The following is a 13,210-nucleotide window of genomic DNA, read 5'->3' as shown; positions in this document are numbered from 1 at the left end:
GACGTGGCGGCGCGCTCCCCCGCCGCCGCCACGTCCCGGGCGGACTCGGCCAGGGCGATGTCGTCGACCGAGACGGGGTCGGTGTGGGTGGCCGGCGCGGGATGCTCCGTCGAGCCGCAGACGGCGCAGGCCTCACCCTCCACCAGGGCCGTGGCGAGCTCCCCCGCCATCCCGTCCATGCGGCGCTGGCGCAGCTGCGCGAGCCGGGACTGCGCCGTTGCGTGCTCCGAGGTCACCCGTGCGAGCTCGGCCTCCGCTGCGTCGCATGCCGCGGCGAGACGCTCGGCCGTCCTGGCGGCATCCCACCGGTCCTTCGCGGCGAGCAGTGCGGCCTCCCGCCCCGGTCGCCCCGCGGCGAGGTCTCTGGCGGCGGCACGCTCCGCCTCCACCTCGGCGAGCTGGACCGGAAGGGCGTCGCGCTCGGTCTCGGCCGTCTCGACCCGCGCCTGCGCCGAGGCCGCATCGGCCTCCGCGGCCCGCTGCTCGGCGTCGCGCTCGGTCGCGTGCCGCTCCAGCACGACCGCGCGTTCCCACCCGCCGATCTCGCGCAGGCGCTCGGTGACCCACGCCTCCAGGTCGTCCACCTCGATGCCGTACGCCGTCCACTCCTCCGCGGCGCGCGATTCGCCTGCAACAGCCTCCGCCAGGGCCTCCCGCGCGCGAGCCGCGGCCGCGATGGTCGGTCGCAGCGCCTCAGCGGCACGTGCGTTCCCGAGCTCGACCCTGGCCTCCGCGATCCGGGGCTCCTCGGCGTCGAGGCGGGCGAGGGCCGCGCGTGCCCTGTCGCGCTCGACCTGGGCACGGCGATCCTCCCGCCGCGCCGCCAGCGCCGCGTCCGCCTCCGCCGACCGCCGCTCGGCGTCGGCACGCTCCGAGGCCCGACGCTCGGAGCGGTACTCGGCGCGAGCGAGTGCGCGCCCGAGCGCGTCGAGCCGATCCTGCACAGTGGGCGTCGTCGCGGTCTCCGTCGTTTCGCCGCCGATGTCCTCACCGCCGCCGTTCTCCCCGCCCAGGCCCGCGTCCGTCACCAGGCGCTCGGCCTCCTCGAGTCGCGCAACGACCGTCGCCAGCCGCGAACCCAGCGCCTGCTCGGCCTGTCGCCGCCGCTCGTCGAAGCGCGCCTGCACGTCTTCGAAGCGCTCGGTGCCGAACAGCCGCCGCAGCAGCGACTGCCGGTCCCGGCTTCCGGCCAGCAGGAACTCCGAGAACCGGTTCTGCGCGAGCAGGATCACCTGCAGGAACTGCTCCCTGCTCAGCTGGAGGATCTCATCGAGCTCCTGTGCCACATCGACGGCGCGCGCCGCTCGGCCGACCCACCCCGATGCGGTCGACTCCTCGAGCGAGACGGCTGCGGCCTGCTTCGTCATACCCCCACCGCGGCGCGCGGGGCGGAGGTACTCCGGCGACCGGGTCACGCGGTAGCGGCCGGACGGCGTGCTGAACTCGACCACCACTTCCGACGGGTCTTCGGGCTCGCAGTGGTCGCTGCGCAACCGCTTCTCGCCACCCTCGTACCGGGGCACCCCGCCGTACAAGCCGAAGCACACGGCGTCGAGGATGCTCGACTTCCCGGCGCCCGTGCGACCGGCGATCAGGAAGATGCCGTCGTCGGCGAACGCGTCGAAGTCGACGATCTGGCGTGCGCGGAAGGGTCCGAATCCCTCGACCTCCAGGCGGTGCAGACGCATCTAGACGAGAGCCTCCGCTCGGACGCGGTCGTCGAGGACCTCGCGGATCAGCTCGCGCTCGACCTCTGTCGCGCCCTGCCCGGCGCGCACGTGCTCGAGGAAGGCCCCGATCCGGTCGGCGTCGGTGACCGCGGAGCGCAGGCGCTGTGCGTACGAGTGCTCCTCCGTCTCACGCGTGGCGATCGGCTGGTGCTGCACCATGGCGCAGTGCGGGTACGCCTCGCGCAGTCGTCGCATGGGCTCGGACTGCGGCACGGCATCGGTGTACACCGCGCACACCCAGTCGTCGGCATGGGCCGTGATGTTCTCCGTGGACAGGATCTCCGCGAAGCTGCCGGTGAGCGTGACGAGACGCCGCGGCACCGGCAGCTCCCGCCACTCGACGCGGGCGAGCCCGTCGGCGTCGAGGTCCACGAGCCAGGACCCTCGGGGCTTGTGCTGCTCGCCGAAGCTGTAGTGCAGGGGCGCTCCGGCGTACCGCACGCGCTCGCTCACCTGCTGCCGCCCGTGGATGTGGCCGAGCGCCACGTAGTCGGGGCCGTCGAACACGCTCAGCGGCACGACGTCGAGGCCGCCCTGGCGCACCTCGCGCTCCAGGCCCTCGGTGGGCTCGACACCCGCGGCGAAGCAGTGGGCGATCGCGACGGAGCGCCCGTCGTGCTCCTGCATCCCCGCGCGGACGAGATGCATCGCATGGGCCATGGTCTGTGCCTGCGTGCGCAGCTGCCGCCCGTCGGCGTCACCCTCCGGCCAGTGCTGCCGCACGATGGCGGGCTCGAGGTACGGGATGCCGAAGAAGTGCACGGGGCCGTGGTCGTCGGCGATCGTGACGGGCCGCCCGATCGCGAGCGGATCGGTCAGCACATGGATGCCGTCGCGCAGCAGCCGCGACTGGAAGCCGAGTCGCGCCGCCGAGTCGTGGTTGCCGCTGGTCACGATGACCCGCGCGCCCGTGGCGTGCAGCGCCACCAGCGCGTCGCCGAGGAGCGTGTACGCCGCGGCGGACGGCGTCGCCGAATCGAAGACGTCGCCCGCGACGACCACGACGTCGACCCCCTCCTGCTCGACCTGGACGGTCAGGGCGGCGAGCACCTCGGCGAGCGCCTCCAGCGTGGAGTTGCCGTGGAAGGTCCGGCCGATGTGCCAGTCCGAGGTGTGCAGGATCCGCATACTCACACCGTACGAACGACCTCCGACATTCGGTCTGAGGCCCGCCGCGGGCAGCCGAGCCGGCCGGAGGAAGCACGACCGTGCACGTAACACGGCGTCATACTCGCGCCTCAGCGGCGGCGGAGGACTCCGGCTCGCTCGGGGTGCGCGGCGAACCACTCCGCCACGTACCAGCAGACCGCGTCGACCGTGCGGTCGCCCCGCTCCTCGATGTCGGCGACCGCCCCGTCGACCACGATTCCCGCGTAGCCATGGCCGCGGAAAGTCGGCACCGTGAAGGCGCGGGTCAGGGCGATCGTGTGGCCGTCGTCGCGATAGTCCAGCACGCTGACCAGCTTCCCGTCGCGCGTGAGCGTATACCGCGATGCGTCCTTCTCGTCGGTCAGGATGAAGCCGCCGACGGTGTGCGAGATCGTCATCCGTGCCACGTTACGCCCCTCCGCCACGCCCGGACGTTTTGACATGCGTCGTCACGATCGGACATAATCCCCCCATGACCACCAACGCACGCCCTTTGTCCGCCCAGGAGGCGAACGGGACTGCCGGGATGATGATGCCCGGTCGCGTTGGCATGTGTTGCCGAATGTGTCGCTGAACGAACAGCCACCCCGCCTGACCTGACTCCTCGCCATCTGCGGGAGCAGCGTCTCGAGCATCCACCCTTGCTCGCTTCCCGGCTCCGCCGGTCATTCATGCAACGCATCCGAGCCCCCGTCGCTTCGGGCTCACGTCTTGAGGACTCCATCATCATGTCGAACTCCGCCCTTCTCGAGCGTCCCGCCACCACCGCCCCCGTCCGCACCGTCCACCCCGGCAGCGACTCCGCCGCCACCGCCGGTGCCGACCTCCCCGCCGTCCGCTCTCCGCGCGGCTTCGCCCTCTACGTCGGCCTCGACGAGATCAAGGCAGCGGAAGCCGGCGTCAGCCTCCCGCTCCTCGTCGACGCCCTCCGCCGCACCCTCGCCGAGCTCGCACCCGGCGCCGAGACGCACGCGACCGTCGCCCTCGCCCCGCACGGCTCGGGTGGCCGCGACCTGGACGTCGTCCGGCTCGCCCTGCAGGAGCCCGGCGCGATCGCCAGGACCAAGGCCGCAGCCGAAGAGGAGACGGTGCCGGAGGAGACCGGGGTCACCGTCGACATCTCCCGCAAGCGCGTCCTGATCGACGGCGAGTCCGCCGCCTTCACGTACAAGGAGTTCGAGCTGCTGCAGTACCTCGTGCTCCGCGAGGGCCGCACGATCGAGCGCAGCGAGCTGGTCTCCGCCCTGTGGCAGGCGCAGGACGACGAGGCCCCCGGCGAGCGCACGATCGACGTGCACGTGCGCCGGCTGCGGGCCAAGCTCGGCCGCTACGAGGACATCGTCCGGACGGTCCGCGGCATCGGCTACCGGTTCGATCGCCACGCCGACGTCGTCATCCGCTACGGCCACGGCACCCCCTCGCCCGACCGCTTCTGAGAGCACGCCCGCGCGGCTCGGCCATCGTGCCGAGCACGGCCCCCGCGGGCCGCGGCGCACGCCGGGAGCCGATGTCAGGAGCGCCGCGTAGGGTGGGCGCATGACCCTCACCGCCCCGTCAGCGCCCCCTGCGGCCGTGCCGGCGGACCTGCGGCGGGAGACCACCTACCGTCCGCCGCATCCGCTCGACCTCCGCCGCACGGTGGGGATGCTGCGCCGCGGTGGCACCGACCCGACCACCGTGTTCGACGGTCACGTCATCTGGCGCGCGGTGCGCACTCCGCAGGGCCCGTCCACGCTCGCGCTGCGCATGGCGGGGAACGCCGTGACGGCGACCGCATGGGGTCCGGGCGCCGACCACGCCCTGTCCCTCGTCCCCGCGCTCTGCGGCGCGACCGACGACCCCACCGGGTTCGACCCGTCGCACCACCCCCTCGTCGCCGAAGCCGCCCGGCGCAACCCCGGCATCCGGCTCGCCCGCACCGACGAGGTGTTCGACGCGCTCGCCTGCGCGATCCTGGAGCAGAAGGTCACCTCGATGCAGGCGTTCGGCGCGTGGCGCTACCTGGTCTCGCGCTACGGCGACCGCGCACCCGGCCCCACCCCGCGCCCGATGGCCGTCGCGCCGACCGCCGAGCAGTGGCGGCGCATCCCGTCGTGGGCGTGGCACCGCGCGGGCGTCGAACCCCCGCAGTCCAAGACGATCGTGCGCGCCGCCGAACGCGGCGACCGCATCGCGCGGGCCGTGCAGGCGGCGGAGACAGGAGCGGACCGCGACCGCGTGCTCACGAGCCTGCCCGGCGTGGGCGTGTGGACCGCGGCCGAGACGAGGATCCGCGCGCTGGGCGACCCGGATGCGGTCAGCGTGGGCGACTACCATCTCGCGCACGAGGTCGGCCACGCCCTCGCGGGTCATCGCACGGACGACGCGGGGATGATCGAGCTACTGGAGCCGTGGTCCGGCCACCGCCAGCGCGTCATCCGGCTCATCTTCGCGAGCGGCCTGGTCGAACCGCGACGCGGACCCCGGCTCGCCCCCGAGGACCACCGTCGCCGCTGAGCCGCGATACGGCCGCACGCCCACGGGGCGCCGGGACGTATGCTGAGGCCATGTCCCGCGCCGCGCTCCGGATCACCGTCACCCTCGGCCTGCTGATCGTCGGCGTGGTCGTCGGTCTCATCTTCCAGAACGTGTGGCTCGGGGTGCTGCTCGCCGCGATCGTCTGGCTCGGGTGGTTCCTGGGCTACGAGTCGCGCCGCGGCCACAACGCCGGCGTGAACGACGAAGACCACGGCATCGAGCTCTAGTAGTACACCGCGAGGGGACCGGAGGGTCCCTCGACCACCCGCACCTCGGTGTCGAACACGCGGGTCAGCACGTCGTCGGTCATGATCTGCGCGGGCGGGCCGAACTCCACCACCCGCCCGTCCTTCATGGCGCAGATGTGGTCGGCGTAGTGACTGGCGAAGTTGATGTCGTGCAGCACGATGACGATCGTGCGCCCTAGCTCCTCGGCCGCCCGCCGCAGGTGCTTCATCATCTGCACCGCGTGCCGCATGTCGAGGTTGTTGAGGGGTTCATCGAGCAGCACGACCTCCGTGTCCTGCGCGAGCACCATCGCCACGTAGGCCCGCTGTCGCTGCCCTCCGGAGAGCTCGTCGAGGTAGCGCCCCTCCAGCGCGCCGAGGTCGAGGAAGTCGATCGCCTGGCTGATGACCTCCTCGTCGTGCCGGTTCAGGCGCCCCTGGGAGTGCGGGAAGCGCCCGAACCCGACGAGCTGGCGGACGGTGAGGCGCGTGACGAAGTGGTTCTCCTGCCGCAGGATCGACACCACCTTCGCCAGGTCCTTCGACTTCGTGGACGCCACATCCAGTCCGGCGATCTCGATGGCGCCGGCGTCCATGCCGTTGAGCCGGCCGATCATCGTCAGCAGCGTGGACTTGCCCGCGCCGTTGGGTCCGATGAGGGCGGTGATGCCGCCCGCGGGGATGCGGAGGTCGACGGGTCCGATCGCGACCTCGCTGCTGTAGTCACGGCGCACGCCGTCGAGTGCGATCACAGTCTGCCCTTTCGGAGGATGACGAGGAGGAACACGGTGCCGCCGACGATCTCGATCAGGATCGACACCATGCCCTGCGCGTAGAACACGTTCTTCATCACGAAGTACGCCCCGGCGAGGATCGAGAACGCGGTGAGCACCGCGACCGGGAAGATCAGCCGATGGTCGTGCGAGTCGGCGAACTGGTAGGCGAGCGTCGCGACGAGGAACCCGAGGAACGTCATCGGACCGACCAGGGCGGTCGAGGTCGCCATGAGCACCGCGACCAGCGTCAGCACGAGGAACTGCTCGCGTCGGTGATCGATCCCGAGGGACCGGGCCGCGTCGGGACCGAGCGCGAGCACGTTGAGCCGACGCGACCGCGACCACAGCAGCAGCGAGGCTCCGGCGACCAGCGGGATCGCGAGGGGGAGGTACGCCGGGTCGGCGTTCGACACGTTGCCGAACAGGCGGGCCGCGAGCACGTCGAACTCGCTCGGCGTCAGCAACCGCTGCATGAACGTGGCGATCGCGCCCAGCCCTCCGCCGATCACGATGCCCACGAGCAGCATGATCTGGAGATTGCCGTAGCGCCCCGAGAGCAACCACCCGTAGAGGACCACGGCGAGGCCCACCATGATCACGACCTGGAGGGCGAACTGTCCCGCCCCCTGGACGGCGACCAGCCCCGCGACGCCGAACAGGTACACGGTGGTGGTCTGCACCACGCGGTAGAGCGACTCGAAGCCCATGATCGACGGCGTGATGATGCGGTTGTTCGTGACGGTCTGGAAGCTCACGGTCGCCACGGCCTGGGCCACGGCGACGACGGCCATCACGACCACGGCGGTCGCGCGGTGCTGGGCGATGCGCCAGAACCCCGGCGTGCCGACGGGCATCGGGTTGTCCCACGCCAGGAGCCCGAACGCGGATCCGGCGGCGATCACGGCGAGCACGACCAGCACCACGACGTAGCGGCGACGCGCGCGGGGCGTCGTGAAGGAACCGGCCGACCGGGTCGTCGCGTCGGGCCGGGACTCCGTCGCCGTCCGCTCAGCCACGACGACGCTGCCTCAGCAGGAGGAGCACGAACACGACCGCCCCGACGACCCCGAGGATCAGCGACACGGGCACCTCGAAGGGCATGATGATCGTGCGGCCGATGATGTCGCACACGGTGACGATCGCGATGCCCAGCAGGCAGACCCAGGGCAGGTTGCTGCGCAGGTCGTCGCCGCGCACCATCGACACGATGTTCGGCACGATCAGCCCGAGGAAGGGCAGGTTGCCGACGACGACCGTCACGACGCCGGTCGTGACGGCGATCAGCACGGTGCCGAGCAGGATCATCCGGTTGTAGTTCACCCCGACGTTCGTCGCGATCTCCTCCCCCAGTCCGGCGATGGTCAGCCGATCGGCGACGAGGAACACGATCACCCCGATGAGCGCGACGATCCACAGCATCTCGTACTGGCCGCGCATGACCGACGTGAAGCTGCCGGCGAACCACACGCCGATGATCTGCAGCGAGTTCGTGACGAGCGCGAGGTAGGTGGTGATCGCGCCGACGACCGCCCCCAGCATGATGCCGACGATGGGGACGATGAGCGAGGACTTGAGCGCCACCCGCCGCAGGAAGGCGAAGAAGACCATCGTGCCGACGAAGGCGGCCAGCACGGCCCCGGCCATGCGCAGCGGCAGGGACGGCTGCGGCACCAGCAGCATCACGGCGAGCAGGCCGAGGCCCGCCCATTCGGTCGTGCCGGTCGTCGTCGGCTCGACGAAGCGGTTCTGGGTGAGCAGCTGCATCACCAGGCCCGCCATCGCCATCGCGGCCCCGGCCAGCACGAGGGCGATCGTGCGGGGCACGCGGGTGATCTGGAACATCTGCGCGCCGTCGTCGGCACCGGCGATGTCGTAGACGCCGGTGACGAGCGAGAGCGCCAGGAGAACCGCGACGACGAGCACCCCGAGGAGCAGCTTCGGGTCGAACAGCCGCGCGGACGATCGCGGCGTCGGGGCGAGGAGAGGAGAGGTCATGGGGGATGCCGGTGGCGGCGCCCTGATCGCGGGCGCCGCCACCCGGCCCTTACTTGTCGTCGCTCTTCTCGAGCGCGTCGGCGAGGTCGTTCAGGAACGCGGTGTACGTCTGGATGCTCTCGTTCAGGTACGTGTCGGTGGGCATGTAGACGATCTGCTCGTCCTTCACCGCGGTGACGCCGGCGAGGGCCTCGGAACTCTCCAGGATCTCGGCGGCCTGCACGTAGTCGGGCGTCTCCGCCGCGAACACCGCGTCGCGATCGAGCACGAGGATCCAGTCGGGGTTCGAGGCCGCGATCGCCTCGACCGAGATCTCGTCGCCCTGGTGGTCGTCGCTCGCGTCGTCGACCTCGAGGGCCGGCGTGAGGCCGAGGATGTCGTAGATCGGGCCGAGCGAGCGGCCGACGGTCGGAGCGAGGTAGCCGATCTGGCCGCCCGAGGTGTTGACGGCCATGACGGTGTCGGCGTCGTCGTAGGCGGCCTTGGCCCGCTCGACCGCGGCGTCGAACTCGTCGACCAGCTTCTGCGCCTCGTCCTGCTTGCCGAAGATCTCGCCGAGGACGGTGGTCTGTCGCTTGAGTTCGGCGTCGAACGCCTCGCCGTCGCGCGGTTCGAGGTCGATGATCGTGGCGTCGGGGACGAGCTCGGCGATCGCGGCATTGTGCTGCGTGAAGCGCTGACCGCTGATGATGAGGTCGGGGTCGGCCGCGACGATCGCCTCCAGGTCGGGCTCGGTGTGCAGGCCGATGTCGACGATGCCGTCGTCCTTCGCGTACGACACGGTCTCCGGCATGAGGGAGACGGCGCCGGCGGAGAGCTCGATGCCCCAGTCGGACAGGGTCTGGAAGGTGCGGTTGTCGAGGGCGACGACCGAGGCGGGCGGGGTGGCGATCTCGTGTTCGCCCGTGTTGTCCTCGACGGTCACGGTGCCGGAGGCGGCGGCGGTCTCCTCGGGTTCGGCTTCGGCGCCGGTGGCGCAGCCGGAGAGCGCGAGCAGGCCGACCAGGGCGACGCTGGTGGCGGTGAGGGTTCTGGGCACGGACATGGAGAGACTCCTGTTCTGCGGGGTGGTCGCGCACTCGAGGGCGCCGGTCGGACGGAGCGGATCGCAGGGAACCATCCGTCGTGCTTTTTAGGTTAGCCTTACTTTATGAGCGATACGAAATCCGGCTTCACGATCGAGCGTCGCGGCCTCGAGCTGCGCTTCCGCACCGTCACCCTGACCGCGCGCGAGTGGCTCGCCCCGGACTTCGTGCGCGTGCGCCTCACCGGGCCGGACCTCGCCGGATTCGACTCCCCCGGCGCCGATGACCACATGCGCCTGTTCTTCCCGGACGGCCCCGTGGAGTCGGTGGAGGAACTGCGCGCCGCGCCCAGCCGCGAGTACACGCCGCTCGCGTGGGGCGAGGACTGGCTCGACGTCGAGTTCGCGGTGCACGGCGACCAGGGCGTCGCCGCACCGTGGGCGGCCACCGCGCGCCTTGGCTCCGAGATCGGCGTCGGCGGTCCGCGCGGCGCCGCCGTCGTCACCGGCACCCCAGGCTCCTGGCTGCTCGTCGGCGACGAGACCGCGATCCCCGCGATCCGCCGTTTCGCCGCGCTGATCCCCGACGACGCCCCGGCCCGCATCGTGATCGAGACCGTGGCCGAGAGCGGCGAGCTCGACCTCGCCGCCCCGGTACCGGTGCAGTGGCTGCACCGCGGGGACGACCCGGCCGGCTCGGCGCTGATCGCGTTCCTGGAGTCGCTGTCGGGAGACGACCTCGTCGGCACCGATCCGTTCGTGTTCATCGCGGCGGAGCAGTCGATCGTCAAGCCGGGTCGCGCGCTGCTCGACCGGTGGGGTGTCGACACCGCGAAGGCCGTCGTGAAGGGGTACTGGAAGCGGGGCGAAGCCGAGTATCACGCTCCCCACTGACACCGTCCGCGATCGCTGACAGACTGGGCCGATGGCACTCCTCGATCACCTGGGCATCACCGTCGGCGACCTCGAGCGGGGGCGGGCGCAGTTCCATCCCGTCCTGACCGCGCTCGGCTACGAGTCCGGCGGGGAGGACGACCACTCCATCTCGTGGCACAACGGTGACGAGACCGAGATCATCCTCTACACGTGGGACGAGGACTCGGAGCCGCATCGGCACGGACGCATCGGGTGGCAGCACCTCGCCTTCGCGATGCCGTCGCGCGCGGAGGTCGACCGCTTCCACGCGCTCGCGCTCGACGCCGGGTGGAGCGCGGTGCGGGAGCCCAAGGAGTATCCCCGCTACTCGGAGCGCTACTACGCCTCCTTCGTGGAGGACGCCGACGGCATCCGCGTCGAGTTCATGTACAACCCGCCGAAGGACGCCTGACCGCGCCGTCGCAGGACCACTCTCTCTGCACCGATACGCGCCGAGCACCCCGTCCCGCGGTTCTCGGAGACGTGGTCGGGCCCGGCACCAGGATGCTGGCAGGGTGGATCATCCGATGCGACGATGAGGAGATGGAATCGGTGGATGCGGCACAGATCTGGACGATGATCGGCGCGTTCACCGCTCTGATGTGCGGCACCCTGACCGTGATGTCGACGATGTTCGTCCGCGTGCTCCGCAGCGAGGTCGGCGGGCTCCGCAACGAGATGAACGGCCGCTTCGACGCGGTTGACGCCCGCTTCGCGACGGTCGACGCCCGGTTCGACGCCGTCGACGCGCGCTTCGATGCCGTGCACACCCGGATCGACGGTCTCGACCGCGACGTGCAGGCCCTGGTGAAGCGCACGTTCGGCCTCGACCGCGACGCCTGACGCGGCCGATCCGTCCGACCGCGCTGCTCGCCCGGCCGTCAGGCGACCGGTGCCGCCTCGGCCTCGACCGCGCGATCCGTGAAGGCCTGCTTCGGCACGAACAGCAGGAGCACCGCAGCGGCGAGCGCGGTCGCCCCGCAGACGACCCACACCGTGACATAGCCCGCGAGCGACCCCGCCGTCCCGTCGGCGACCGCGCCCGCACCACTCGCGACGCCGTGGAGTAGTGCGATGCCGAAGACGCACGAGGCGATCGCACCGCCCACGGTCTTCACGGAGTTGGTGAGCCCGGTCGCGACGCCCGTCTGCGTCGCCGGAGCCGCCGACGCCGCCGCGGCCGGCAGCGCCGCCACGAGGGCGCCGGAGCCGAGCCCCACCACGACCATGTTCGCGATCACCTGCCCATAGGCGTCGTGGAACGGCAGGAACAGCAGGAACCCGATGCCCACCAGCACCGACGCCCCGAGGAGCGTGATCCGCGGCGACGCCCGGCGTGCCACGACCGGGAACAGCAGCGCGCCCGCGATCATCGCGACCAGGTACACCCCGATGATCAGCGACGTCGCGAAGCCGGTCGTCCCCAGCCCGTAGCCGTACACCTCGGGGTCGGTGCGCGCGAAGGTCGACAGCGGCGCCTGCGCGCCCAGCACGCTCACCCCGAACAGTCCCGCCGTGAGGAACACGGGCCCGAGCGCCGGAGACCGGAACATGCGCACGTCGATCAGCGGGTCGTCGCAGCGCAGCTCCCACCGCACGAACGGCACGACCAGCAGAAGCCCCAGCGCCACGACCGCCCACGACCACGGGTTGCCGAGGCCGCCCTCGAGGCGCAGCAGGCTGAGCCCGCCCGTGAAGCACAGCAGCGCGAGGGAGATCAGCACCAGGCCGACCGTGTCGAACACGCCGCCGGTCGGCTCGGGCGACTCCCGCACGCCGAACAGGATCACGAAGAAGCACACCACGATCAGCACGGCGGGCACGAGCAGCACGACCGTCAGCGGGAGGGCGTCGATCAGCGCGCCGCCGACGAGGGCGCCGATGATCGCCCCACCCTCCAGGGCGGCGACCAGGAGGCCCGCCGCCTTCGCCGTGATCGACGAGCGCCCCTCCATGCGCCGTGACCGCGACCAGATCAGGGCGATCTCCAGCGGCAGCCACACCACATAGAAGCCCATGAGCGACCAGGCGAGCAGGAACACCGCGAACGAGTCGGTGAACGGCAGCACGAGCGCGGCGGCCGCGGTCACGGCGGTCGAGATCAGCAGCATGCGCTTGTGGCCGAGCATGTCGCCGAGCTTCGCGAACGCGGGCACCACGAGTGCCGACAGCATCAGCTGCGACCCCTCCAGCCAGTTCACGTCGGCGTCGTGGATGCCCAGGTGGCGGGCGATGTCGCTGAGCATCGGCGTGTAGTACCCCTGGAGCACGCCGCTGGTGAACTCGACGAACGCGAGGAAGCCGACGACCACGGCGAGGGTGCCCAGGGTGCGGGTGCGCGTCATCGCGTCTCCTGCTTCGAGAGGTCGGGTGCCGGGGTGGATCCCGGAGGGGGTGAGATCACCCTAGTCGTTCGAGGAGGGCGCGATGGAACCGCTCCCCCCGCTCCAGCGCCGCGATCCCCACGCTCTCGTCGACGCCGTGGATCGATGCGCGCTGCGCATTCGACATGTCCAGCGGCGCGAAGCGGTACACGGCCGGGGCGAACCGGTGGAAGTGCCGGGAGTCGGTCGCCGCCATCATCACGTACGGCACGGCGGGGACGCCGGGGTGCGAGACGTCGAGCGCCGCGGCGAGCAGGGCGAACTGCGCGTTCTCGGTCGACGACTCCGGCGACGGCTCACTGGCCTCCACCACCTCCACGGAGACGAGCGGATCGCGCACCCGTCGACGCACGCGGTACACGGTCTGCTGCGTGGTCTCGCCGAGCGCGATGCGCAGGTTCACCGTGGCCGACGCCTGCGAGGGCAGCACGTTCGCGGCGGTGCCGCCCGACTGCATGGTGGGCGCGACCGTCGTGCGCACCATGCAGTCGGG

15 protein-coding genes are annotated in these 13,210 nt (G+C 71.4%); 6 read left to right on the top strand and 9 right to left on the bottom strand.

Going from position 1 to position 13,210, the window contains the following annotated elements:
- From DW299_RS06115 to DW299_RS06105, 3 genes are all read right to left on the bottom strand, one after another.
- A partial coding sequence (locus tag DW299_RS06115; protein ID WP_136036052.1) for an AAA family ATPase occupies positions 1 to 1,688 on the bottom strand: 1,688 nt, incomplete at its 3' end.
- Positions 1,689 to 2,858 carry an exonuclease SbcCD subunit D gene (locus tag DW299_RS06110; protein WP_136036051.1) on the bottom strand — a complete coding sequence of 390 codons (1,170 nt, stop codon included), beginning with the start codon at positions 2,856 to 2,858 and terminating at the stop codon, positions 1,689 to 1,691.
- Positions 2,859 to 2,968: 110 nt separating this feature from the next.
- Entirely contained in the window at positions 2,969 to 3,277 is a 309-nt protein-coding gene (locus DW299_RS06105) for a GNAT family N-acetyltransferase (RefSeq protein WP_136030613.1), read from the bottom strand.
- 330 nt (positions 3,278 to 3,607) lie between these two features.
- Between DW299_RS06105 and DW299_RS06100 the strand changes: the two genes are divergently transcribed.
- The 3 genes from DW299_RS06100 to DW299_RS06090 all read left to right on the top strand — a co-directional run bounded on the left by DW299_RS06100 (position 3,608) and on the right by DW299_RS06090 (position 5,623).
- Positions 3,608 to 4,315 (top strand): winged helix-turn-helix domain-containing protein, encoded by a 708-nt coding sequence (locus DW299_RS06100; RefSeq protein ID WP_136030611.1) that lies wholly within the window; start codon positions 3,608 to 3,610, stop codon positions 4,313 to 4,315.
- A 100-nt stretch (positions 4,316 to 4,415) separates the two neighbouring features.
- Positions 4,416 to 5,375, top strand: a complete 960-nt coding sequence (locus tag DW299_RS06095) for a DNA-3-methyladenine glycosylase family protein (protein ID WP_136036050.1) — start codon at positions 4,416 to 4,418, stop codon at positions 5,373 to 5,375.
- 50 nt (positions 5,376 to 5,425) lie between these two features.
- Positions 5,426 to 5,623, top strand: coding sequence for a hypothetical protein (locus DW299_RS06090; protein ID WP_136030607.1), 198 nt, complete (start codon positions 5,426 to 5,428; stop codon positions 5,621 to 5,623).
- Here DW299_RS06090 and DW299_RS06085 read toward each other — a convergent pair.
- The 4 genes from DW299_RS06085 to DW299_RS06070 are packed head-to-tail and all read right to left on the bottom strand — an operon-like array spanning position 5,620 to position 9,439.
- Positions 5,620 to 6,375: an iron ABC transporter ATP-binding protein gene (locus DW299_RS06085; RefSeq protein WP_136036049.1), complete on the bottom strand. Its 756-nt coding sequence runs from the start codon at positions 6,373 to 6,375 to the stop codon at positions 5,620 to 5,622. The two genes, DW299_RS06090 and DW299_RS06085, sit on opposite strands and share 4 nt — an antisense overlap.
- A complete protein-coding gene (locus tag DW299_RS06080; RefSeq protein ID WP_136030602.1) occupies positions 6,372 to 7,415 on the bottom strand; it encodes an iron chelate uptake ABC transporter family permease subunit in 1,044 nt (347 codons plus the stop codon). Before DW299_RS06080 ends, DW299_RS06085 begins: the two co-directional genes overlap by 4 nt.
- Positions 7,408 to 8,394 carry an iron chelate uptake ABC transporter family permease subunit gene (locus DW299_RS06075; RefSeq protein WP_136036048.1) on the bottom strand — a complete coding sequence of 329 codons (987 nt, stop codon included), beginning with the start codon at positions 8,392 to 8,394 and terminating at the stop codon, positions 7,408 to 7,410. The genes DW299_RS06080 and DW299_RS06075 overlap by 8 nt, the downstream gene beginning before the upstream one ends.
- 49 nt (positions 8,395 to 8,443) lie before the next feature.
- On the bottom strand, positions 8,444 to 9,439 hold the full coding sequence (locus DW299_RS06070) for a siderophore ABC transporter substrate-binding protein (protein ID WP_136036047.1): 996 nt from the start codon (positions 9,437 to 9,439) through the stop codon (positions 8,444 to 8,446).
- Between the two features lie 105 nt (positions 9,440 to 9,544).
- Between DW299_RS06070 and DW299_RS06065 the strand changes: the two genes are divergently transcribed.
- From DW299_RS06065 to DW299_RS06055, 3 genes are all read left to right on the top strand, one after another.
- Positions 9,545 to 10,312 (top strand): siderophore-interacting protein, encoded by a 768-nt coding sequence (locus DW299_RS06065; protein ID WP_136036046.1) that lies wholly within the window; start codon positions 9,545 to 9,547, stop codon positions 10,310 to 10,312.
- A gap of 31 nt (positions 10,313 to 10,343) precedes the next feature.
- Positions 10,344 to 10,745, top strand: a complete 402-nt coding sequence (locus DW299_RS06060) for a VOC family protein (protein WP_136030594.1) — start codon at positions 10,344 to 10,346, stop codon at positions 10,743 to 10,745.
- 131 nt (positions 10,746 to 10,876) lie between these two features.
- Entirely contained in the window at positions 10,877 to 11,176 is a 300-nt protein-coding gene (locus DW299_RS06055; RefSeq protein ID WP_136036045.1) for a hypothetical protein, read from the top strand.
- 38 nt (positions 11,177 to 11,214) lie between these two features.
- On the opposite strand, the gene DW299_RS06050 is transcribed toward DW299_RS06055, so the two are convergent.
- Both DW299_RS06050 and DW299_RS06045 read right to left on the bottom strand, forming a co-directional pair.
- On the bottom strand, positions 11,215 to 12,678 hold the full coding sequence (locus tag DW299_RS06050; protein WP_136036044.1) for an MFS transporter: 1,464 nt from the start codon (positions 12,676 to 12,678) through the stop codon (positions 11,215 to 11,217).
- A 55-nt stretch (positions 12,679 to 12,733) separates the two neighbouring features.
- Positions 12,734 to 13,210, bottom strand: a 477-nt coding sequence (locus tag DW299_RS06045) for a peptidase dimerization domain-containing protein (RefSeq protein WP_136036043.1), incomplete at its 5' end; no start/stop codon positions are given.

Origin of the sequence: Microbacterium sp. K35, from assembly GCF_004794375.1 — a bacterium.
In the GTDB taxonomy this organism is placed as follows: domain Bacteria; phylum Actinomycetota; class Actinomycetes; order Actinomycetales; family Microbacteriaceae; genus Microbacterium; species Microbacterium sufflavum.
The sequence above is the reverse complement of the archived record's forward strand: the minus strand, read 5'-3'. Positions and strand labels throughout refer to the sequence as shown.

Coding starts and splice junctions, on each gene's coding strand:
- DW299_RS06110 (WP_136036051.1), bottom strand. CDS start 2,858: ATGCGGATCCTGCACACCTCGGACTGGCACATCGGCCGGACCTTCCAC.
- DW299_RS06105 (WP_136030613.1), bottom strand. CDS start 3,277: ATGACGATCTCGCACACCGTCGGCGGCTTCATCCTGACCGACGAGAAG.
- DW299_RS06100 (WP_136030611.1), top strand. CDS start 3,608: ATGTCGAACTCCGCCCTTCTCGAGCGTCCCGCCACCACCGCCCCCGTC.
- DW299_RS06095 (WP_136036050.1), top strand. CDS start 4,416: ATGACCCTCACCGCCCCGTCAGCGCCCCCTGCGGCCGTGCCGGCGGAC.
- DW299_RS06090 (WP_136030607.1), top strand. CDS start 5,426: ATGTCCCGCGCCGCGCTCCGGATCACCGTCACCCTCGGCCTGCTGATC.
- DW299_RS06075 (WP_136036048.1), bottom strand. CDS start 8,394: ATGACCTCTCCTCTCCTCGCCCCGACGCCGCGATCGTCCGCGCGGCTG.
- DW299_RS06070 (WP_136036047.1), bottom strand. CDS start 9,439: ATGTCCGTGCCCAGAACCCTCACCGCCACCAGCGTCGCCCTGGTCGGC.
- DW299_RS06065 (WP_136036046.1), top strand. CDS start 9,545: ATGAGCGATACGAAATCCGGCTTCACGATCGAGCGTCGCGGCCTCGAG.
- DW299_RS06060 (WP_136030594.1), top strand. CDS start 10,344: ATGGCACTCCTCGATCACCTGGGCATCACCGTCGGCGACCTCGAGCGG.
- DW299_RS06055 (WP_136036045.1), top strand. CDS start 10,877: ATGGAATCGGTGGATGCGGCACAGATCTGGACGATGATCGGCGCGTTC.
- DW299_RS06050 (WP_136036044.1), bottom strand. CDS start 12,678: ATGACGCGCACCCGCACCCTGGGCACCCTCGCCGTGGTCGTCGGCTTC.